This window comes from Paenibacillus sp. SJS-P3 (genome assembly GCF_056711585.1).
On the sequence record NZ_CM160043.1, the window covers coordinates 774,437 to 795,887 of the forward strand.

General features: G+C 60.1%; 17 protein-coding genes. 12 read left to right on the forward strand and 5 right to left on the reverse strand.

What is annotated here, in order from left to right:
* Positions 1-136 precede the first annotated feature (136 nt).
* Together AC06G8_RS03590 and AC06G8_RS03595 are read left to right on the forward strand one after the other, a co-directional pair.
* On the forward strand, positions 137-3,565 hold the full coding sequence (locus tag AC06G8_RS03590; protein WP_480285376.1) for an OmpL47-type beta-barrel domain-containing protein: 3,429 nt from the start codon (positions 137-139) through the stop codon (positions 3,563-3,565).
* A gap of 395 nt (positions 3,566-3,960) precedes the next feature.
* Positions 3,961-4,356: an MmcQ/YjbR family DNA-binding protein gene (locus AC06G8_RS03595; protein WP_447662336.1), complete on the forward strand. Its 396-nt coding sequence runs from the start codon at positions 3,961-3,963 to the stop codon at positions 4,354-4,356.
* 108 nt (positions 4,357-4,464) lie between these two features.
* Here the strand turns inward: AC06G8_RS03595 and AC06G8_RS03600 are convergent, their stop codons facing one another.
* Positions 4,465-4,875 (reverse strand): VOC family protein, encoded by a 411-nt coding sequence (locus tag AC06G8_RS03600; protein ID WP_447662337.1) that lies wholly within the window; start codon positions 4,873-4,875, stop codon positions 4,465-4,467.
* Between the two features lie 231 nt (positions 4,876-5,106).
* On the opposite strand from AC06G8_RS03600, the gene AC06G8_RS03605 reads away from it, so the two are divergent.
* From AC06G8_RS03605 to AC06G8_RS03620, 4 genes are all read left to right on the forward strand, one after another.
* Positions 5,107-6,936 carry a LytS/YhcK type 5TM receptor domain-containing protein gene (locus tag AC06G8_RS03605; RefSeq protein WP_480284389.1) on the forward strand — a complete coding sequence of 610 codons (1,830 nt, stop codon included), beginning with the start codon at positions 5,107-5,109 and terminating at the stop codon, positions 6,934-6,936.
* Positions 6,933-7,919: a LytR/AlgR family response regulator transcription factor gene (locus tag AC06G8_RS03610; protein WP_480284390.1), complete on the forward strand. Its 987-nt coding sequence runs from the start codon at positions 6,933-6,935 to the stop codon at positions 7,917-7,919. Before AC06G8_RS03605 ends, AC06G8_RS03610 begins: the two co-directional genes overlap by 4 nt.
* Positions 7,920-8,234: 315 nt before the next feature.
* A complete protein-coding gene (locus AC06G8_RS03615; protein WP_480284391.1) occupies positions 8,235-8,576 on the forward strand; it encodes a DUF485 domain-containing protein in 342 nt (113 codons plus the stop codon).
* Positions 8,573-10,114: a solute symporter family protein gene (locus AC06G8_RS03620; protein ID WP_447662341.1), complete on the forward strand. Its 1,542-nt coding sequence runs from the start codon at positions 8,573-8,575 to the stop codon at positions 10,112-10,114. Before AC06G8_RS03615 ends, AC06G8_RS03620 begins: the two co-directional genes overlap by 4 nt.
* Positions 10,115-10,620: 506 nt before the next feature.
* Here AC06G8_RS03620 and AC06G8_RS03625 read toward each other — a convergent pair.
* Positions 10,621-10,995, reverse strand: coding sequence for a VOC family protein (locus AC06G8_RS03625; protein ID WP_480284392.1), 375 nt, complete (start codon positions 10,993-10,995; stop codon positions 10,621-10,623).
* Positions 10,996-11,288: 293 nt separating this feature from the next.
* Between AC06G8_RS03625 and AC06G8_RS03630 the strand changes: the two genes are divergently transcribed.
* The 5 genes from AC06G8_RS03630 (at position 11,289) to AC06G8_RS03650 (ending at position 16,344) form a co-directional block, all read left to right on the forward strand.
* Positions 11,289-12,266: a C40 family peptidase gene (locus AC06G8_RS03630; RefSeq protein WP_480284393.1), complete on the forward strand. Its 978-nt coding sequence runs from the start codon at positions 11,289-11,291 to the stop codon at positions 12,264-12,266.
* Between the two features lie 885 nt (positions 12,267-13,151).
* A complete protein-coding gene (locus tag AC06G8_RS03635; protein WP_480284394.1) occupies positions 13,152-13,607 on the forward strand; it encodes a MarR family winged helix-turn-helix transcriptional regulator in 456 nt (151 codons plus the stop codon).
* Positions 13,608-13,704: 97 nt separating this feature from the next.
* The gene (locus AC06G8_RS03640; RefSeq protein WP_480284395.1) at positions 13,705-14,649 is read left to right on the forward strand and encodes a VOC family protein; all 945 of its coding nucleotides are present in this window, start codon (positions 13,705-13,707) and stop codon (positions 14,647-14,649) included.
* A gap of 8 nt (positions 14,650-14,657) precedes the next feature.
* Positions 14,658-15,272, forward strand: coding sequence for an alpha/beta hydrolase (locus AC06G8_RS03645; protein ID WP_480285377.1), 615 nt, complete (start codon positions 14,658-14,660; stop codon positions 15,270-15,272).
* Between the two features lie 94 nt (positions 15,273-15,366).
* Positions 15,367-16,344, forward strand: coding sequence for a ring-cleaving dioxygenase (locus tag AC06G8_RS03650; RefSeq protein ID WP_447662346.1), 978 nt, complete (start codon positions 15,367-15,369; stop codon positions 16,342-16,344).
* Positions 16,345-16,415: 71 nt separating this feature from the next.
* On the opposite strand, the gene AC06G8_RS03655 is transcribed toward AC06G8_RS03650, so the two are convergent.
* The 3 genes from AC06G8_RS03655 to AC06G8_RS03665 form a co-directional block, all read right to left on the reverse strand.
* Positions 16,416-17,402 (reverse strand): NAD(P)/FAD-dependent oxidoreductase, encoded by a 987-nt coding sequence (locus tag AC06G8_RS03655; RefSeq protein WP_480284396.1) that lies wholly within the window; start codon positions 17,400-17,402, stop codon positions 16,416-16,418.
* Positions 17,403-17,503: 101 nt separating this feature from the next.
* Entirely contained in the window at positions 17,504-17,968 is a 465-nt protein-coding gene (locus AC06G8_RS03660; RefSeq protein ID WP_447662348.1) for an RrF2 family transcriptional regulator, read from the reverse strand.
* A gap of 1,192 nt (positions 17,969-19,160) precedes the next feature.
* Positions 19,161-19,871, reverse strand: coding sequence for a FadR/GntR family transcriptional regulator (locus AC06G8_RS03665; RefSeq protein ID WP_480284397.1), 711 nt, complete (start codon positions 19,869-19,871; stop codon positions 19,161-19,163).
* A gap of 161 nt (positions 19,872-20,032) precedes the next feature.
* Between AC06G8_RS03665 and AC06G8_RS03670 the strand changes: the two genes are divergently transcribed.
* Positions 20,033-21,448 carry an FAD-linked oxidase C-terminal domain-containing protein gene (locus AC06G8_RS03670; protein WP_480284398.1) on the forward strand — a complete coding sequence of 472 codons (1,416 nt, stop codon included), beginning with the start codon at positions 20,033-20,035 and terminating at the stop codon, positions 21,446-21,448.
* Positions 21,449-21,451: the final 3 nt, after the last annotated feature.

A 21,451-nucleotide genomic window follows, 5' to 3' on the forward strand; every position in this document is an offset into this window, starting at 1 on the left:
AAATGTTTACAGAAATTTATCTAAGTAACAATAAAATTTACCTGACAAATGACTATCCGAAAACATCTTCCTGATATATTCTATTTCTGCCGGGAGATTAACAGAATATTCCGGCTTAACCGGAAAGGGGATCATGATGAGGACGAATTCGGTATGGAAGAAAAGATTGCTGCATGCGGCGCTTGCCGCCGCTGTGCTGGCGCCGACCCAGCTGACCGCTTGGGGAGGAGGCCAGGCGCATGCCGAGGGGCCCGCCGATCCAGCGCCGTTCATCAAGGCCAAGGTCGTCAACGGCAACGCAGGGAAGAAAGTGCTGTTCGACAATTCGCATGCCCAGACGGCCGGCGCGGCGGACTGGGTCATCGACGGAGGCTTCTCGGACTTCGGCAACGCGCTCGCCACAGCCGGCTTCGATGTCCAGGAGCTCCGCAAGTCCACCCCGATCACCCTGGCGGATTTAAGCCCTTATAATGTCTTCGTTACCGCCGAGGCCAACGTTCCGTTCAAAACGAGCGAGCAGTCGGCCATGGCCCAGTACGTGCAGAACGGCGGCAGCATCTTCTTCATCGGCGACCACTACAACGCCGACCGCAACAAGAACCGCTGGGACGGCAGCGAGTCGTTCAACGGCTACCGCCGCGGAGCGTGGGACAACCCTGCGAAGGGAATGAGCGCCGAGGAAGCCGCATCCGCAGCGATGCAGGGCGTGCAGAGCTCCGACTGGCTGGCGGACAACTTCGGCGTGCGCTTCCGCTACAACGCTCTCGGAGACATCAACGCGAACAATATCGTAGCGCCGGACCAGGCACTCGGAATCACCCAAGGAGTGTCCTCGGTAGCGATGCATGCCGGCTCCACGCTGGCGATCATCGACCCGGCGAAAGCCAAAGGCATCGTCTATCTGCCCAAAACGAGCGCCAAATGGAGCAGCGCCGTCGACCAGGGCGTCTACAACGGCGGAGGCGTCGAAGAAGGCCCTTATGTGGCGGTCTCCAAAAAAGGCGCTGGCAAAGCCGCGTTCATCGGCGACTCCTCGCCGGTCGAGGACGCGACGCCGAAATATGTGAGAGAGGATACGGGAGCGAAGAAAACGACCTACGACGGCTTCAAGGAAGTGGATGACGGCAAGCTGCTCGTCAACCTCGTGAACTGGCTTGCCGCTTCCGAAAGCTATACGAGCTTGTCCCAGGTATCCGGCCTGACGCTGGACAACCCGACGCCGCTGCTCGCCTTCGAGAATCCGGCGACCTCCACGGAGCCGCAGGCCGAGCCGTGGGCAGCTCCGAACGCCGGCTACAAATGGTATGATTCCAGCACGTTCCGCGCCGGGTCCTACGGAGTGAAGAGCAGCCCGACGCCAACGCCGACGTCGACCGTATCCCCGACACCGACGCCGAGCGCGACGCCTGCGCCTACTCCGGCGCCCGGCACGGTCGGCTACGAATTCGTCTCGCAGGCGACGCTGCCGAACAACGGCAGCGAATTCCAGATCCGCGTGAATGCGAGCGGCCTGACGCCGGGCAGCACGCTCAGCGGTTATTCGCTGGGCATCTATCTGACGGCCAACGGCACGCAGATCGCCCAGGTGCAGAACGATGACGGCACCTGGCCGAGCGCGTATGCGTACAGCTCCGCGTTCAGCCTGACTGCGGACAGCGCGGGCAGCGCCACCAAAGTGCTCAGCGTCCGCATCAAGTCCGGCTCCACAGGGGCGGCGAATCTGCGCTTGCGCCAGAACAGCACCAATCTCAAGACCGTCGCGGTCACGCTCGGGAATGTCCAGCCCGAGCCGCTGCCGACGCCGACTCCGGCGCCGACAGCGACTCCGGCGCCGACCAAGACGCCAACCCCGACCGCAACGCCGACTCCCAAGCCGGCTAAAGTAACGCTGTCGGACGCAAGGACGCTGCCATCCGGCAGTGTCGTTTCCGTTCAAGGCGTCATCGTCAGCGAGCCGGGCATTTACGGCGGCGAATCCTTCTATTTGCAGGATGGCACGGCGGGCATCTACGTGTTCCAGAGCGAGCCCGGCTTCCATGCCGGAGACGTCGTGGAGCTGACGGCCGAGACGGCCGTCTACAACAGCGAGCTGGAGCTGGCCAACCCTGAATCCATCGTGAAGACAGGAACGCAGGAGCTGCCTTCGGCTGCCTCGGCCGACACCGTGACGGCAGCCAACCAGGGAACGCTGATCTCTATCGGCGAAGCGACGATCGCCAATCTGGCTGCCGCCGCACCTACGGGCTCGTTTGAATTCGATGCCGTGAAGGACGGGGCTTCCGTACGCGTGCGGGCTGATGTCCGCACCGGCCTCAGCCAGGACAGCTTCCTGTATCATGACGGCGACCGGGTTCAGCTGCAAGGCATCTCCTCCGTGTTCAAGGGCACCTACCAGCTGAAGCTGCGCGGAGCTCAGGATATCGCCCTTCCGGCCGATACGGCCGCGCCGGCGACGACCGCTTCGCTTTCCGGCGAGCCGAATGCCGCAGGCTGGCATCAGGGAGACGTGACGGTCGTTCTCAAAGCGGCGGATGACCGTGCCGGCAGCCTGAAGACGTTCTACAGCCTCAATGGAGGCGGCGAGACCGCCTATGGAGCTCCTGTCCTGCTTTCGAGCGAAGGCACGATTACACTGCGTTATTATTCCATAGACGCCGCCGGCAACAGGGAATCGGCCCGGGAGCTGACGGTCCGCATCGACAAGACCGTTCCGGACGCCGTTCTTACGCAATCTGGAGGTCCTGTCGCCGATGCGGCCTTCACGGATACGCTGAAGTTCGAGCTGCAGGCATCGGATGCCCTCTCCGGCATCGTCTCCTCCGAGCTGCTGCTGGACGGACAAGCGCTGGCCAGCGGAACGCAGCTGCTCGCAGCCGATCTGGGCCTCGGCGCGCATTCCGTACGTTATATCGTGACGGACGCCGCCGGCAATACGGCCGAGCAGACGACCGCCTTCAACGTGACCGAGGGCGCAGCTTCCGCCAAGGGGGCTCCGGGAACTCCGGTGCTCAGCGACAACAACGGGCATGTCAACGGCTTGCGCGACGGCAGCTACAAGGTCACGATGAACATGTGGTGGGGCAACAACGGCAGCATCTACAAGCTGTACGAAAACGGCAAGCTGATCCGTACCGTCGTGCTGACCGATGCAACGCCTTCCGCCCAATCGTCCGCGGCGGAGATCTCGGGAAAAACCAACGGCACGTATGTGTACACTGCCGAGCTGATCAATGCCAAGGGAACGGCGCGCAGCGCTCCGCTGACCGTCCAGGTGACCGACGCGAATCCCGGCAAGCCGGTGCTTTCCCATGACAATTGGGACGGCGACGGAGCCTACCGCGTTACCGCCAATATGTGGTGGGGAACGAACGCAGCCGAGTACCGCCTGTATGAGAACGGCACGCTGATCGACACCCAGGCGCTGAAAGCGGCGACGCCGGCGGCTCAGTCCGCCTTCACGGACATTTCCGGACGCGCCAAAGGCACGTATGTATACCGGGCGGAGTTCGTCAACGCGGCGGGAGCCGCTTCCAGCGAGACGATCACCGTAAAGGTCAACAGGTGACGATTGCCGCTTCGGCCGGTTTCCATGCACTAGGATTTCTCCAGATCCCTTCGGGGATCTTTTTTTTGTTTCGAGGCTACCCGAGACTATCCGTGGACAATGCTTCCGCCAAGGGGACTCCGGGGATTCCGGTGCTCAGCGGCAGCAGGCGGGCATGTCACGCCGCATGCAGTCCGGGGAAATCCAGCGGCTATTGGAGCGGAGCATGGCTGCGCTTATAATGAAGCAAATGGCAGCCAACGGCTCCGGCTCGAGAGCTGCCGGCGAGGAGGCCAGGTTAGGAAGGGGTGATCCGAAGTGGAAGTCAACCCGGTGGGAGACTTGCTCAGCCGCGGCGAGGGCGATCTGTATGAACAAATGAACGCGAGAACGACCGGACAGGAGAGGAACGCGCAGTGAACCATGAAAAGCTGATCAAGCTTGGCCTCGGCTACCCGGGAACCAGCGTGAAAACCCCTTTCGACCCTGATATGCAGGTGCTGTACGTGAAGGACAAGATGTTCGCCCTCTTCGGACGGCATGCCGAATGGGAGAGCGTGAACCTGAAGGCCGATCCGGACGAAGCCTGGCTGCAGCGGGAGAGCTACCCGGATTCGGTTCTTCCGGGATACCATATGAACAAGCGGCACTGGAACACGGTCGTGCTGAATGGACAAGTTCCCGGCGATATCGTCCGGCAGATGCTCCAGGAGAGCTATCAGCTCGTAGTGGCCAAGTTCCCCAAGCGGGTGCGGGCGGAGCTGGCCGGAAGCATGAAGCGGGGCATGCCGGGCGGCGGGCAGGAAAGCTGACTTGCCAGCATCATAGGCAGCCGCGCAAGCGATCCATAGGATCAAAAGGCCGAAACAAGCGGAAAAAGCCCGGGAATCCCGGGCTTTTTTGGATAAGCTCCGTATGAATCAGCCCGCAGGAGGGGCTTCGGTCGTAATCATCCAGAGAACGCCGTATTTGTCCGTCACCTGCCCGAAGAGCGTTCCCCAGAATGCCGGTTCCAGCGCATGGCCGATCGTTCCGCCTTCCGCCAGCTTGGCGAAGGCTTCGCGCGCCTCTTCCTCGTCGGCGAATTCAAGCGACAGATTGAGATTGGTGCCGGGATGGACGGGACGGAACGAGTCCGATATGAAGATCGTCACGCCTGCGGCGACGAGCGCCAGATGGAGAACCTTGTCCTTGAGGCTGTCGTCGTCCTTTGCCCCCGGCATTTCGCCGTAAGTCATGACGGACAGGATTTCGCCTCCAAGAGCCTCCGTATAGAATTCCGCCTGCGCTCTTGCGTCCTCTGAATGCAGGTAAGGGTACAGCTTGGCCATTCCGCTCATCCTCTCTCGTGCTGGATATTTTGCTCATGAATACAGTGTACCTGAACGGCTTCGTTCCGGTTTCTCACGGATTGCTATAGATAGGATTCCACTCCTTGTCTTCGTCAACCTCCATGCACAAAATAACTAGGCAAATGATTGCGGGGCGGGATAAAATGGACTCAACTCCCAATTTTAGCTTTGATAGCGCTGTCAAATTTGCCGGAGCGAAGGAGTGGAGCCATGGAGCCCTATACCCGGGTGCTCATCGAGCGGATGGGCATGCTGCTGATTGTGATGTTCATCATGACTCGGCTTCCGCTCTTCCGCATGCTGCTGGATCGCGCGGTGACGATCCGGACAGGCCTGCTGTTCACGCTGATGTTCGGACTTATCGGCATTGCCGGCACGTACTCCGGCGTTGTCGCCGGAACCGATGGCATGCAGGCCGCCTTCTGGATCAGCCGGCTTGAGCCCGGCCAGCTGCTGGCCCACTCGGCTCTGATCGGCGTCGTGCTGGCCGGCCTGCTCGGCGGCGCATACGTCGGCGCCGGAGCGGGGCTGATCGCCGGGCTGCATGCTGCGGCACTCGGAGGGCTGGCTGGCGGCGCTTACCTGGTCTCCACGCCGCTGATCGGCCTGCTGGCGGGGCTTGTCGCCCGTTTCTTCTACGAAGAGAGGATCATCGCTCCGATAAAAGCCTTTTTCATCGGCGTATTCGCACCCATCCTGCAGATGGGCGTCATCCTCATCTATACGACCTCCTCGCCCGAGGCGATCGCTCTCGTCAACAGCATCGGCATGCCGATGGTGCTGTCCAGCAGCCTTGGCATCGCCCTCTTCGTCGCGATGATCCAAGTCGCGCTGAAGGAGCAGGAGCGGTCAGGCGCGCTGGAGACGCAGCGCGCGCTCGCCGTGGCGGGAACGGTGCTGCCTCATCTGGAGCAGGAGCTCACGGTGGAGAGGGCGTCTGCCGCTGCCCGCGTGCTTGCGCTGGCGCTGCCGGCCGATGCCGTCGCCGTGGCGGATACGGCTTCGATTCTTGCTTACACCGGTTCCGGCTCCCGCAGGTTCGAACCGCTGCATCCGACCGGCTCGCCGTTATGCGTGCAGGCCATCCGCACAGGGGGCACGGTCGTCGCCGAGCTGCGTCAGGAGGAGGACGAATCCACCTTGCAGGCGATGGCATCGAAGCGAGGGAGAGCGGTCATTCCGGGCTCCCGCCGCAAGGACGGATTGAAGCTTCGCGCTGCCCGCGAGCCTGGCGCCGTCATCCTGATCCCTTATCAGCAGTCGGGGCGGACGGTCGGCATGCTGCAGCTGTATTACCGCAACCGTCGTCTCATCCGCAGGGTGGAGGAGGAGTTCGCCGCGGGACTCAGCCGGCTGATCTCAAGCCAGCTGACGCTGGCGCGGGCGGCAGAGCTGGAGGTGCTGACGAAGGAAGCGGAGCTGCGTGCTCTGCAGGCGCAGATCCATCCCCATTTCCTCTTCAACACGCTGAATTCGATCGTCACGCTCATCCGCACGCAGCCGGAAGCGGCCAAGGGGCTCACCTACCAGCTGGCCCAATTCATGAGAGCGAGCCTGCGGACGGCACAATCGCCGCTGATTCCGCTGGAGCAGGAGCTTGAGCAGCTTGGAATCTACCTCAATATATTGCGGGTTCGATTCGGGGACCAGATGAGGCTGGAATGCGACGCCTGCCCGGATGAGGCCGGAATCCAGATTCCGCCTTCGACGCTGCAGCCGCTCGTGGAGAACAGCATCCAGCACGGATTGCGCAGCGTCAGAAGCGGCGGAATCGTCAAGGTGACGCTTCGGCGGGAGCCGGGCTGCCTGTCCATTGCCGTGGAGGACAACGGCAGCGGCATCGACGGGACGGCGCTGTCCAAGCTCGGCGCGGCCCCTTTGCAGACCGCCGATCCGAGGGGCAACGGCCTTGGCGTCTACAACGTGAATCAGAGGCTGATCCGGCTGTTCGGAGCCGAATCCGCCCTTGTCTATGAGAATTTGCCTGCGGGCGGATGCCGGGTGGCCTTCCGGTTGCCGCTGGAGAGGAGAATCGGATGAAGCTGACCGTGCTGATCGCCGAGGATGAGAGGCTGGCCCGCGAGGAGCTTGTCTATATGTTGTCCAAGGAGCCTGATCTGGAGCTGCTGGAGCCGGCCTGCAGCGGCAAGGAAGCGATGGAGGCCGTCCTTGCCCGGCGGCCGGATGCCGTCTTCCTCGATGTGGAGATGCCGGAAATGACCGGTCTGCAGGCGGCTCGCGCCCTGATGGAGGCGGGCAATCCGCCGCTTTTCGTCTTCACGACGGCATACGACCACTATGCGGTCGATGCGTTCGGAGTGGAGGCGGTGGATTATTTGTTGAAGCCCTACGATGAGGAGAGGCTTCGGCAGGCGCTGCGGCGGCTGCGCGAGCGCAAGCAGAATGGCTTGCTCGAGCAGCCGGCGGGAGGGGGAGAGGGCGGCGCATCCTTAGCGGAAGCGGGACATGCAGCCGTTCCCGCTGCGGAAGCGGGAAGCAAGCTGGCCGCGGCTGCTGCCGCCTTTCCTGCGGCGGGAGCGGACGTCAGGCGTGGCGGAACAGGCCCGGCCTCCGGTCCCGCCGGAGCGGAGACCGGGCAGGCAGGGGCAGGAAATGCTGCCGGGACACCGTCTGCAGCAACGTCTCTGCCGCTTCCGGTTTCCGCTGGTCCTGCTGCCGCGCGGCGGATCCGTCTGCTGATCGAGGATGGGGGGAAGATGGTCGTGCTCGACGGCCGCTCCCTGCTGTTCGCCGTCAAGGAAGAGAAGCTGACCCGGATCCGGATGGCCGACGGAAACGAATATACGGCGCGCCAGACGCTGCAGGAGCTGGAGGAGCGCCTAGGCGCGGGTTATTTTCGGCCGCACCGGAGCTACCTCGTCAACCTGGATTACATCCGGGAAATCCAGCCTTGGTTCAACGGAGCCTACAACGCGGTGCTCAAGCATGCGGAGGAAATCCGCATCCCGGTGTCCCGTTCCGCCGCCAAGGAAATGCTGCGGCTGCTGGAGGAAGGCGGATGAGCGCGTCTGAGCATTCGGCCTGGAACGGGCCGGGCGATGACGGGAAGGGGACTTCCATTCCAGCAAGGCCTGTGCTCTGCTTCCACATCGGAAGCAGAGCTTTTTCTTTTTGTTCGATTTAATGAAGGTTCGTCGGTCCAGGCTGCCCGAGCGGGACTGCGGCTGCCCATCGCTGACTGCGGCTTCCGACCGTTCGCAACCGCATTTCCTCCATTCAGGAAGCGGAATCAACATTTCGCGACGCAAACGTTCCGGAGGCGGAGACTTGGCGTGTATAGTAGAAAATAAAGCGTTTTCATTAGAGGAGGATGCCAAGTGGCCAAAGCTCCGCTGACCTACAGCGACGTAGCCCGTTCGGATTCGTTTCGTGCCTTGTTGCGGAAGAAAAAGCAATTCCTGCTCCCGATGACCCTCTTTTTCCTCGCTTTCTACTTTACCCTGCCCATCCTGACCTCCTACTCCAAGGTGCTCAACGAGCCCGCGCTCGGACCGGTCTCCTGGGCATGGCTGCTCGGCACGGCGCAGTTCATCATGACCTGGACGCTCTGCACCGTCTACAGCCGCAAGGCGGCCAAGTTCGACGAGATGGTCGAAGGTATCAAGGCCGAGGTCGCGCGCAGCGGCCCAGCCCATGAGAAAGGGCGGAAAACTTCATGAACACGGCGTTTCTGCTTTTCCTGCTCATTGTGCTCGGCACCCTGGTCATCACTTATTACGCATCCAAAAAATCCAAGACCGCGAGCGAATTCTACACTGCCGGCGGCGGCTTGACCGGCTGGCAGAACGGACTGGCCATCGCCGGCGACTACATGTCGGCCGCTTCCTTCCTCGGCATCGCCGGCATGATCGCGCTGTTCGGCTTCGACGGCTTCTTCTACAGCATCGGCTTCCTTGTCGCCTATCTGGTCGTGCTCTATCTCGTCGCGGAGCCTTTGCGCAACCTAGGCCGTTATACGATGGCCGACATGATCGCCGCGCGCTTCAATCAGCCGCAGATCCGCGGCGTGGCGGCGCTGAACTCCATCGTCATCTCGATCTTCTACATGATCGCCCAGCTCGTAGGCGCAGGCGGCCTGATCGCCCTGCTGATTCCGAGCCTGGATTACACCACCTCGGTCCTGATCGTCGGCGTGCTGATGACGGTATACGTCGTCTTCGGCGGCATGACCGCCACGAGCTGGGTGCAGATCATCAAATGCGTTCTGCTCATGGCAGGAACGCTGATCATCTCCCTGATCGTATTCGCCAAATTCGACTTCAACATCGGCCATATGTTCACGGAGATGAAGAGCGCTACGGGCCTGAAGGAAGCGTTCCTGAATCCCGGCAACAAATTCAAGAACGGCCTCGACACGATCTCGCTCAACCTGGCGCTCGTGCTCGGCACAGCCGGCCTGCCGCATATCCTGATCCGCTTCTTCACGGTCAAGGACGCCCCGACCGCGCGCAAGTCCGTCGTGACGGCGACGTGGATCATCGGCATCTTCTACATCATGACGCTGTTCCTCGGCTTCGGAGCCGCTGCCTTCGTCGGCGAGGAGACCATCGTGAAGGCCAACGCCGCCGGCAACATGGCCGCGCCGCTGCTGGCCAAGGCGCTTGGAGGAGAGTTCCTGTTCGCCTTCATTTCCGCTGTCGCATTCGCCACTATTCTAGCGGTTGTGGCTGGGCTGGTCCTGTCGGCCGCATCGGCCTTCTCCCATGACTTCTACAACCATATCCTGCGCAAAGGGCAGGCCAAGGAAAAGGATCAGGTGCGCATGGCGAAGCTTGCCTCCGTCGGCGTCGCCGTCATCTCCATCATCCTGGCTCTTTTTGCCCAGAAGCTGAATGTCGCCTTCCTCGTCTCGCTGGCCTTCGCCGTCGCGGCAAGCGCGAATCTTCCCGTCATCCTGTTCACGGTATTCTGGAAGAGATTCAATACGTCCGGCGCCATCACAGGCATGCTGACCGGCCTCATCTCGGCCTTGTTCCTGGTCATGATCAGTCCGAATGTCTGGAACCCTGTCGCAGGCAAAGCCATTCTCGTCGGCACGCCGCTCATCGACCTGACGAACCCGGGCATCATCTCCATTCCGCTCGGCTTCATCGGCGCGTTCCTCGGAACGTTCCTCTCGTCCAAAACGAATGCAGCCAAGTACGACGAGGTGCTGGTCAAAGCCAATACAGGCATATCGGATCTTCCGACTTCGTAGGCTTCGAAAGCGAAGCAAGCCGCCTTCTCCATCAAGGATGGGGGAGGCGGCTTTTTCATTGGGCGGGCTGGATGTGATTGGAGGACGGACAGGCAAAAGGTCCGTCCTCGCTTGAGAATGGCGGATTGCGGCCGTTTTAAGGCATGGGCGTAAACGAGCGGAGGAAGTTGGCAAGCCAGCTGCAGACGAAGACGCCTGACAGCACGATGGATAAGCCGATCGAAGCCGCTTTGGGTATTCTAGGAATGTTTCCGAGCAGCTTGGCCGCGGCGACGGTGCATGATGCCGTTCCCATAACACAAAGGAGAAGCAGCAGTCCCAGGAGCCTTTCACCTCGATCCTAAATGAAGTTCTTAGTAGATAGGACGGTTTCCAGGCTCCTAATATATCAAGCAAGCCCGAATCTTGCTCCGTTCCTTCCAGCTTGAAGCACGAGCCGTCCTCGGGAGATGGCCAAGGCGATCAGAGCCTTGGCATGAACTCCAGCCGGGAGATGGCAAAGGTGATCAGAGCCTTTCCATGAACTCCAGCCTATTGCCGAAGGGATCGCTGCAATAAAAGCGTGCGATTCCTTCTTCGGCACGCGTCTCGTCCTCTTGGACGGCGATTCCGCTTGCCACCAACCGAAGCCGCAAGGCATCCAGCCCGTTCACGCCGAAGGCGGGATGGGCTTTCGCGGCAGGAACGAAATCCTTTTGCACGCCGAAATGGACCTGATGCGGTCCGCATTGGAGCCAGACGCCGCCTCGGCTCTGCAGGGCAGCGGGCTTGGGCAGCTCGGGCCAGCCCAGCACATCCCCGAAAAAGGCGCGTGCTTCGGCTTCTCTGCCGGCTGGAGCGGCCAGCTGCACATGATCAATGCCGTGAAATGAGTACCCCATGAAAGGTTGGCCTCCTTAACACGTGAATGGTGCGAATTGAAATGAATGAGAAAGCGGGGTTCCAGCTTGATTAGAGAATTTTAGTTTCAATTAATGAAACTATGTTTTAAAAATCTATTTTAGCATACCTCTATTTCATAAAAATTCCATCCCTCCGCGTATAATTCCAACTTCCGAATCCACTCTAAGAACAGATCGGAGCTGCAGCGTTGCGACCGGATCGGCGATCAGAGCTGCGGCTGCATCGGCGGTCAGAGCTGCAGTTGCATTCCAGAGCATAGGGAGTGGACAATATGGCACAAAGAAAATGGCTGCGGAACAGCTTGAAGCCGGCATTCGTGTTGGCTGCGGCGGCCAGCTTGGCAGGAGGCTGCGGCACGGCTGGAGAGAGGCCTTACAACGATTTGAACATGCGCATGCAGAATATGCAGCAGAAGATGGGCGCCGGTACGATCAAGGTCGGCAAGCAAAGCGCCTATCAAGTTCCGATGACGGAAGCGGACGGCAAGGTATGGATTCCGCTGGAGCATGCCGCACGCGCAGTCAATATGAAGGTGCATTCCATGCGCGACGGTTATGCGATCGGAGATACGGACGCGGCCTACAAGATTCGGATGGGCGACGTCAACGCAGTATCCGGCAGCCGGACGGTCGATTTGCCGGATGCCCCGCGTTCCATCGGCGGCCAGCCCTGCATTTCATCGGATTCGCTGACAACGCTGCTCGAGACGCCGGTCCGCTGGAACGCCAAGACGAGAGAACTGACCGTCTCGCCGCTTCGCGATTCTCCGCAAGCCAATACTCAAAGAGGCATCACGATGCAGATGACGGATCCGACCGGCCTGCGCAGCGGCGGCACGATGCAGCCGTTTTCCACGGGAAGCGCGCAGGAGCTGCTGCAGCTGGCCAAGCGTTTTCTCGGTACTCCGTATGATTTTGGTGCTGGCAGCTATACTTCTACGAAGAAGTTCGACTGCTCTTCCTTTACCCAATACGTCTATGACAAGTTCGGCGTCAAGCTGCCCCGCACATCGCGGGAACAATCCCAAGTGGGGCGGACCGTCAGCGAGTCCGAGCTTCAGCCTGGAGACCTGATGTTCTTTTATACGCCTGGTCGCTACGACAGCAACAAGGTGGTCGGGCATGTCGGCATCTATGCAGGCAATGACAAGATCGTTCAAACGTACGGGGATCCGGGCGTCGTTGTGAGCGACTTCAACGAATACTGGAAAGGGCGGTTCCTGTTCGGCAAGCGCGTGTTAAGCAGCTAGACATTAGAACCGGGCCGTGACGCCGCCTGCGGCTGATTCCGGGAGGCAGCGCTGATCGGGTTTCAGGCTTCGAAAACAAACACGGAACTGTGCCATCTTCCGTCGCGGTTCCATTTTTGTTGGAACGCCTTGTTATAGGAGGAAGTCACTCGTCCCCAGAATTCGTAGGCGTTCCGGTTATTATGCTCGGTCTGCCTTCGGTACTCGATTCTCGATTTTGGATTCTCGGAAATGGGTACTCGATAATCGGTAATCGGTAATTAATGTTATCGGGGATACGCGGCGTCTTGGCATCAAAAACCAGCTCTAAAGCTTGCTTTCGGACATACGATCCGTTATTTCATTGGAAATCGGCTATTTTCTTTGCTATCGGACATACGATCCGCTATTCTCCTCTCAGCTGCCGCTATCCCGATAAAAAACCGAGAATAACGGATCTAATGTCCGATAAATGACGGGGAAACGCTTTTTAGACTAAATAACGGATCCTATGTCCGATAACTACTGCCCGTTGATCGTTTCATCGTATCCCTTCCTCAAAGTAGATCGGTATAAATAATGGCGGAACAGCCTTTGAGCCCGAATAACGAGCCTGCATCAAGTAGCGAGCGGAGCATGCGGGTTTCGGCATATAAAAGCAGCGGTTCCATATTCAATTGCGGGTTGGCAGACAGTCTGAAGCAAGCCCGGAACCCGCGCGAGGTGCATGGCACATCGATACGTGTCGGCGATCGGAGTCGCCACAATTGCTGAAAGCCAATCCCGGCTGTGTTGCAGCAGCCATTGTACAAAAGAAGTCCGCTGAACGTGTTGACAACGGACGCAAAATCATTTATCTTTAATTTAAGATAATTAAATTTAAGATATTCGGGAGGGCGATGACCAATGACGGAAGCGACGAGGAAACCAGATGATCAGGCATCATCGCTCAAGCTGTTCGTCGTCCTGTCCAAGGCCTACCGGACGATCATGGATCTGGCGATCAAGGATATGAAGAAATACGGCTTGTCTCCATCCGAATTCACCGTGCTGGAAGTGTTGTACACGAAGGGCCGGGTGCCGCTGCAGCAGATCGGGGAGAAGATTCTCGTGACGAGCGGCAGCGTGACCTACAACATCGACAAGCTGGAAAAGAAGGAGCTGCTGAAGCGCATCCCATGCGAGGATGACCGAAGAGTGACGTTCGCCGAGCTGACCGAGCAGGGACGGCGGCTGTTCGATTCCATTTTTCCTCAGCATGCTTCACTGATCCACTCGCTGACGGCCGGACTCGATCCGGAGGAGAAGGAGCTGGCGGCATCGCTGCTGAAGAAGCTCGGGCGCGGGGCGGAGAAGGGATAGAATCCCGCCGCCCTCCGGCACAATTGCCTTTAACTTTGAATAAACAGCCTTCGCACGTCAAACACTTTAACTTTAAGATAATAGGGAGGAATTTACGATGACACTCGCAACCAAGGGCATCCACCATATCACCGCTTTCGCTACCGATCCGCAAGGGATCGTGGACTTCTACGCCGGCGTGCTCGGCCTTCGCATGGTCAAAAAAACGATCAACTTCGACGCTCCTGAAGTGTACCACCTCTACTTCGGCGACGAGCATGGCAGCCCCGGCACGATCCTGACCTTCTTCCCTCACCCGGGCTCGCGCAAAGGCCGCGTCGGCGGCGGCCAGGTCGGCATCACGACTTTGGCGGTGCCTCCCGGCTCGATGGCGTTCTGGGAAGAGCGGCTGGCCCGCTTCGGCGTCGAGACGGCGAAGGCCGTCCGCTTCGGAGAAGAGCTGCTGCAATTCGCGGACCGCGAAGGCATGCTGCTGGAAATCGCCGAGCGCGAGCAAGGACCCGAAAACAGCTGGAGCTTTGGCGGCGTGCCGTCGGACAAAGCCGTAAAGGGCTTTGGCGGAGCGCTCCTGTACAGCACGAATTCGGCCGCGACGCGCCGGGCTCTGACCGACACGCTTGGCCTCAAGGCTGCCGGAGAGTCGGACGGCTTCGCCCGCTTCATCGGCGAAGGCGAGCTCGGCAACGTCGTCGACGTGCCGCTCGAGGATGTCGAATATGGCAGCGGCGGCGCGGGAACGGTGCATCATATCGCCTGGCGCGCGAAGGACTTCGCTGAGCACGAGCAGTGGAGAGTGGCTGCTGCGGCCGGAGGCTTCCAGCCGACGCCGGTCATCGACCGCCAGTATTTCAACGCGGTGTACTTCAGGGAAAGAGGCGGCATCCTGTTCGAGATCGCAACCGATCCGCCGGGATTCGCAGTGGACGAGGCGGAGGACCAGCTCGGCGCCAAGCTGATGCTGCCGGACTGGTACGAGCCGCACCGGGGACAGATCGAAGCCGGCTTGCTGCCGATCACGGTACGCAGCCTGGGGGAGGAATAATCATGAGCATGGTCCATTTATACAAGGAAGGCCGCAGCAAAGACACCCCGACGCTGGTATTGTTCCATGGAACAGGAGGCACGGAGCATGATCTGCTGCCGCTGGCGGAGATGATCTCTCCGGAATCGGCCGTGCTGTCGGTTCGCGGCAGCGTGCTGGAGAACGGGATGCCCCGCTTCTTCCGGCGGCTGGCGGAGGGCATCTTCGACGAGGAGGATCTTGTGCGCCGCACGGGTGAGCTGAGGGATTTCCTGGATGAGGCAGCCGCCAAATACGGACTCGACCGCTCCAATATGATTGCCGTAGGCTATTCCAACGGAGCGAATATCGCAGCCAGCCTGATCTTCCATGAGGCCGTTTCCTTCCGCGGAGCGGCGCTCCATCATCCCATGGTTCCGCGCCGCGGCCTGCAGCTGCCGGAGCTGAAAGGGCTGCCGGTGTTCATCGGAGCCGGCATGAACGACCGGATCTGCCCGCCGCATGAGACGGAGGAGCTGAAGTCGCTGCTCGCCGGAGCCGGATCTGACGTCGACCTTCACTGGGAGAATTACGGTCACCAACTGACGGGGACCGAGGTTGAAGCGGCTGCGGCATGGTTCTCCAAGCATTTCCGCCAAGGCTGAGCTGGAGCAGATCAATTATTCCTGTGGCTGAATCCTTTTCGGTGTTCCGAACGGATGAGGATCGGTTTGGTTTCCATAGAAGGAGGCAACAACGATGACTGCAGCATTGAAAGGCCTGCATCATTTTTCCGCTTTTACCGCCAAGGCGTCGCTGAACTATGATTTTTATACTCGAGTGCTTGGCATGAGGCTGGTCAAGAAGACCGTCAACCAAGACGACACCAGCATGTACCATCTGTTCTACGGGGATGAAAAGGGGAATCCGGGAACGGAGCTGACGTTCTTCGAGATGCCGATGGCAGGCAGGAACCGTCCCGGCACGAGCAGCATCTCGTCCTTGTCGCTGCGGGTGCGCAGCGACGAGGCGCTGGAGTACTGGACGAAGCGCCTCGATGAGCATGGCGTCGACCGCGACGAGGTGCGGGATCGCGCCGGCCGCGCCACGCTGGCGTTCCGCGACCCGGAAGGGCAGCGGCTGGTGCTCGTCTCCGACGAGCACGGAGCCGGAGTCGCCGCAGGCACGCCGTGGGAGCTGAGCCCCGTTCCGCAGGAATACGGCATTACCGGGCTCGGCCCGGTGCAGCTCACGGTCGCCAACGCGCAGCCGACCGTCGCCGTGCTGACGGAGCTGATGGGCTTCCGCCGCAAAGGCGCTTTCCCTGCTTACGAGGAAGGCCAGCCTGACGTCATCGTGCTGGAGACGGGCGAGGGCGGCAGCGGGGCGGAGGTGCATGTGGAGGAGCGCTATGACCTGGAGCGCGAGCGGCTTGGCCGCGGCGGCGTTCACCACGTCGCTTTCCGCGTCGAGGACGAGGAGGAGCTGCGGGCTTGGGTGGGCCGCATCCAGAGCGCGGGCTTCTCGAACTCCGGCTTCGTGGACCGCTTCTACTTCCGCTCGCTCTACTTCCGTGAGCCGAACGGAATCCTGTTCGAGCTGGCGACGGACGGACCGGGCTTCGACACCGACGAGGAGCTGTCCGAGCTCGGCGAAACGCTGGCGCTGCCTCCGTTCCTGGAGGCGCGGCGAGAGCAGATCGAGGCGCATTTGAAGCCGATCGATACGAGACGGTAACGTGCAAGGAAAAACAGCATAGGGTTCCCGAAGCAGATTTCTGCCCGGGAACCCTTTTTGGCTTTGTCCGACTATGAGAGGCGCTGGTTGTTCCTATTCATCAACGATTTTTCGCCGATAAGCGGCGAAGTCGGTTGGCTCGCTTGGATCCGGCTTGCCCAGTCTTCTTCAGCCAGCTCGGAGACGATGCCTGCAGCTGCGGCGGAGCCCATGGAGGCGGCGATAATAGCTTGATTCATCGGCGTGGCAGCGTCTCCGGCCCCGAATACGCCCGGCAAGTTTGTTTTGCCCAGTATGTCCACGTCCAGCACTCCCTGCTCATTGATGATGCAGCCAAGCGCGGCGGGCAGATCGGATCCGGGCGCGAGCTTGGAACCGAAGAAGATTCCGCTGCATGGCACGGAAATGCCGTCCTCCAGAAGGACTTTCGTGACGATGCCCTCGCTGGATTCAATTTGCTGGATAGGGGAAGTATACAAAGGAATTCCACGCTCTGCCAGCTGCTCCCGCTGTTCATCGGCCAGCTCATCCGGTCCATTCGTGCAGATGGCGATATGGCGCGACCAGCCGGACACGAGCTTGGCGAAGTGGAACGCTTGAGGGCCATTGACGATCAGCGCAAGCGGCTTGTCCCGCAGCTCCCAGCCGTCGCAGAAGGGGCAGACGAAGGCGCTGCGGCCGTATACATCATCAAGCCCGGGGATATTCATAGGGAGATCCTTCTTGCCTGAGGCGAACAGCAGTTTTTTACTCCGGTAGCTGTCGCCATGGAGAGTCTTCAACCGGAAGTCGCCGTCGCTGCCCGTAATTTCAACCGCTTGATCGCGGATGAAGCGGACCGACGGGTAAGCCGCGATCTGCTCTCTTGCGACCTTCCTGAACTCTCCGGGACTGATGCCGTCGCGCGTCAGAAATCCGTTGGTTGCATGGGTGACCCGGTTGCGCGGGCGCTCTTCGTCGATCACGAGCACATTTCTGCGGGCTCTGCCCAGGACGAGAGCGGCGCTCATGCCTGCCGGTCCGCCTCCGATAATAATGCTGTCCAACTGTGCTGTCATGCCCATCCCAACCTTTCTGGATCTTTTATATCCATAATAACAACGCAAGAAGCCTCGCGGCTTGATGCCCGGTCAGCCTCCATCATGAACCCTCTGCATCCTCATGCTCCGTGGTTGGCGCCGCAAGGGAAAGAGGCTGCATCCAGCACTCCCTGGATCGTATGCTGCTTCAGATAGTCCAACATCTGGCGCTCGGCTCCGTCCATGACCTTCTTCACGAGGCATTCGCGGCCTGGTCCGGACGCATCGGCTTCGGCAAACAGCTCATGCTGATGGGTGTTGGAGGAATGGCATTCATACATCTGCTGCCGGCCTTCCACCACGCGAATGACATCGAAGAACGTGATCTCGTTCCCGGGGCGCGCGAGCTCGTAGCCGCCGCTTGCTCCCGTAACGGCGCGGACGATGCCGTCCTGGCGAAGCTTGGACATGATCTTGGACAGGTAGCTTTCCGGAACTCCAAGCTTGGAGGACAGCTCCTTGATGCCTACATACCGGCCGCGTTCCGCCTGGGCCAAGTGGATGAGAGTATGGAGGGCGTACCCTGTGCTTTTGGAAAATTGCATGCGCGGTGTCTCCTTGCGTGATCTGTTCCTTATTATGGACATCTTATGTCTATAATAGAGGAAAGCGGACTGAGATGCAAGCGAGCTATGCGGATAAGCCAGGCGATAATAGAAGATGGCACAGCTCAGAACGATCGAACGATGGGGCGGAGCCCAATCAGGTCAAGGTGATTGACGAAAGTTTCCATGGAAGCGGCCGAGGGGGAATTCGTCGCCATTGTCGTCAGCTCAGGCATCGGCAAGCCGACGCTGCTCAACATGCTCGGGGCTTGGACATCCATTTTATGCCGGCATCGCAGGCATCGTCCTGCTTGTCATGGTCAGCGGTCAACTTCTCATTAATGTGCTGTATGTGTCCGTATCGATGGCAGGAAAGGAAAAGGAAAGGGAAAGGGAAAGGAAATGAAAGGAAAGGAATGGATCCGATCGCTCTAGGGAAGCAGCATGGATTCTTCCGCCGAGGGAGCCGCTAGCCAATCGCAGATGGGGCGTCTAGCAGCATGGAGCGATGTACGGACCATCCGCAACCTATCTGACAGCGGCCCGGAAAAAGACAATGCCAGCGCGACCGGCGGCAGGACGGTTCAACATCACTAAAGACTGACTTGGAAGTCATTCCATCCAGGTTTAACAACAAAACCAGCGCTTCCGGGAGCACGACGAGCCCGGCTGCGCTCGTTTTTATGCTGTTTATACGGCGAATCTCTATAATCGCCTATATCAACATGTGTATCGGACATAGGATCCGCTATTTGAGGGAATTCGTAGGATCTGGTTGATTATCGGACATAGGATCCGCTATTTGTGAATTATTATTGGGATCCAAATATTGCAGAGGGGAATAACGGAACGTATGTCCGATAAATGTGAAATTGGCTTCACGGCGGCAAAATAGCGGATCGTATGTCCGATAGCAGCTACATAGTGGTGCAGTTCAATTATTTCTTACTGAATAAATGCCAGCTTATCGTAGAAGGGCGGGGCCGAACGAGCCGCAGCGGCTAAATGCAGGGCGGTCCGCGCCAGACAGTGTCTTATCGTAGAAGGGCGGGGCCGGACGAGCCGCAGCGGCAAAATGCAGGGCGGTCCGCGCCAGACAGCTTCATGGAGACATGGGCTCAAGCTTCCATAGTTACAGAGCTGCTGATTCCCGGGCTGGCTGCCTGAAAAGCAAATGCCGGAGCTGTCAGTCTCAGAGCCGGCCCTTGATGCCCTGCAGCACATCGATCACCTTGTTCAGATGCTCGCCGAGCACATGCTCCGCAAGCTTGGCGTCTCCGGCCTCGATGGCATCATAGATGCGCCGGTGCTCGCCGAGCAGTCGCTGGGCGGTGCCCCTCTCGCGGTAGAACCACAGCTCGCGGGTCTGGGAGATGGAGGAGGCGAAGCGCTCGGCGAGGGATTCCATCATCTGCGCGAGCAGCGAATTGCCCGAGGCGGCTACGATCGCCATGTGGAACTCGGTGTCGGCCCGCTCTCCGGCCTCGGTGTCGCTGGCCTCGAGGCTGCTTTCCATGGAGGCGAGAATCTGGCGCAGCCGCGCCAAATCGTCCGGGGCGCGCCTTGCGGCGGCAAGCGACACAGCCCCGATCTCCAGCACCTTGCGAACTTCCAACAGCTCGGTCAAGGAGCTCGCATTGTGGAACATCTGGTCTGCGCCTTGCTTAGGATCACTTGGTAATACCGCCTTGACGAAGGTGCCGCCGCCCTGGCGCACATCCAGCCATCCCGTCGCCTTGAGCGCGCTGGCCGCCTCGCGGATCGTGGAGCGGCCGACGCCGTACGATTCGGCCAGCTCCACGACGGAGGGCAGCCGCTGACCGGGCTGCCAGGCACCCGAGCGGATCTGTTCCAGCATATGTTCGGCTACAAGCTCATGGCCTTTGGCTTGGATGATTTTCATCGCGACCTCCCGGGGCATCCCAAAACGTTCTATACAATAAAATCAGTATAGCATATAATGATTTCCAAAGTCATCAGATGACCTGATGATACAAGGGCGTATTCACATGTCCGCGCGACGGTTGAACGCTAAACTTTTTACAAATGGAAGGGGAAATGAACATGCTGGATCCGGCCATGGCGAGACGGCTGCGGGATATCGTAGGAGAGAAGCATTTCAGGGACGATCCGGAGGCGAGGGTCGCCCATTCCTATGACGGCACGCCTATGCTCCAGAGCTTGCCGGACGGCGTCATCTACCCGGACTCGACGGCTCAGGTGTCCGAGATCATGAAGGTCCTTGCGGAGTACCGCGTGCCGGTCGTGTCCCGCGGCTCCGGCTCCAACCTATGCGGGGGGACGGTCCCTGTGCAGGGAGGCGTCGTCATGGTCATGCACCGGATGAACCGGCTGCTGGAGGTCGACATGGACAATCTGACGGCGACGGTGCAGCCGGGCATGATCACCGCCGCGTTCACCGAGCATATCGAATCGCTAGGGCTCTTCTACCCGCCCGATCCGAGCAGCATGAAGATCTCGACGATCGGAGGCAACATCAGCGAGTGCTCGGGCGGCCTGCGCGGACTGAAATACGGAACGACCAAGGATTACGTGCTCGGCCTCGAGGCCGTTCTGGCAAATGGGGAAGTTCTTCGCACCGGCGGCAAGCTCATGAAGGATGTGGCCGGCTACGACCTCACCAAGCTGCTCGTCGGCTCGGAAGGCACGCTGGCCATTATTACGGAAGCGACCTTGAAGCTCGTGCCCCCGCCCGCCGGCAAAAAGACGATGCTCGCGATGTACAAGGACCTGTACGGCGCGGCCCGGACCGTCTCGCGGATCATCGAGAACAAGATCATTCCGGCCACGCTGGAAATTCTCGACAACCCGACGATCCGGGTCGTAGACGATTTCGCCCATCTGGGCCTGCCGCGGGATATGGAAGCGATCCTGCTGATCGAGCAGGACGGCGATCCCGAGGCGGTCGAGCGGGATATGGAAGCCATCAGGCTCATCTGCGAAGCCGAAAAGGCCGACCGGGTCGAAGTCGCCCGGACGCGCGAGGAGGCCGAGAAGCTGATTGCGGCGAGGCGCAGCGCGTTCACGGCGCTGGCGAGGCTGCGGCCGACGACGATTCTCGAGGATGCGACGGTTCCCCGCTCCCGCATCGCGGACATGGTGCTGCGCATCCGGGAAATCGCGGACAAGTACGGCGTCTCGATCGCTACCTTCGGGCATGCGGGAGACGGCAACCTGCATCCGACCGCGACGACAGACGCTAGGGATGTGGAGGAGGTCCACCGGGTCGAGCAGGCTTTCGCGGAAATATTCGAGGCGGCGATCGAGCTTGGCGGCACCATTACCGGCGAGCACGGGGTCGGCGTCGTGAAGGCGCCGTTCCTGGAATGGAAGGTCGGGGCGAGCGGCATCGCCGTCATGAAAGGCATCAAGGATGCGTTCGACCCGCATCATCTGCTCAATCCCGGGAAGATGTTGGCCGGGGAAACTCGCAAAAGGGTGGTGATCGATCGTGGCTAATGG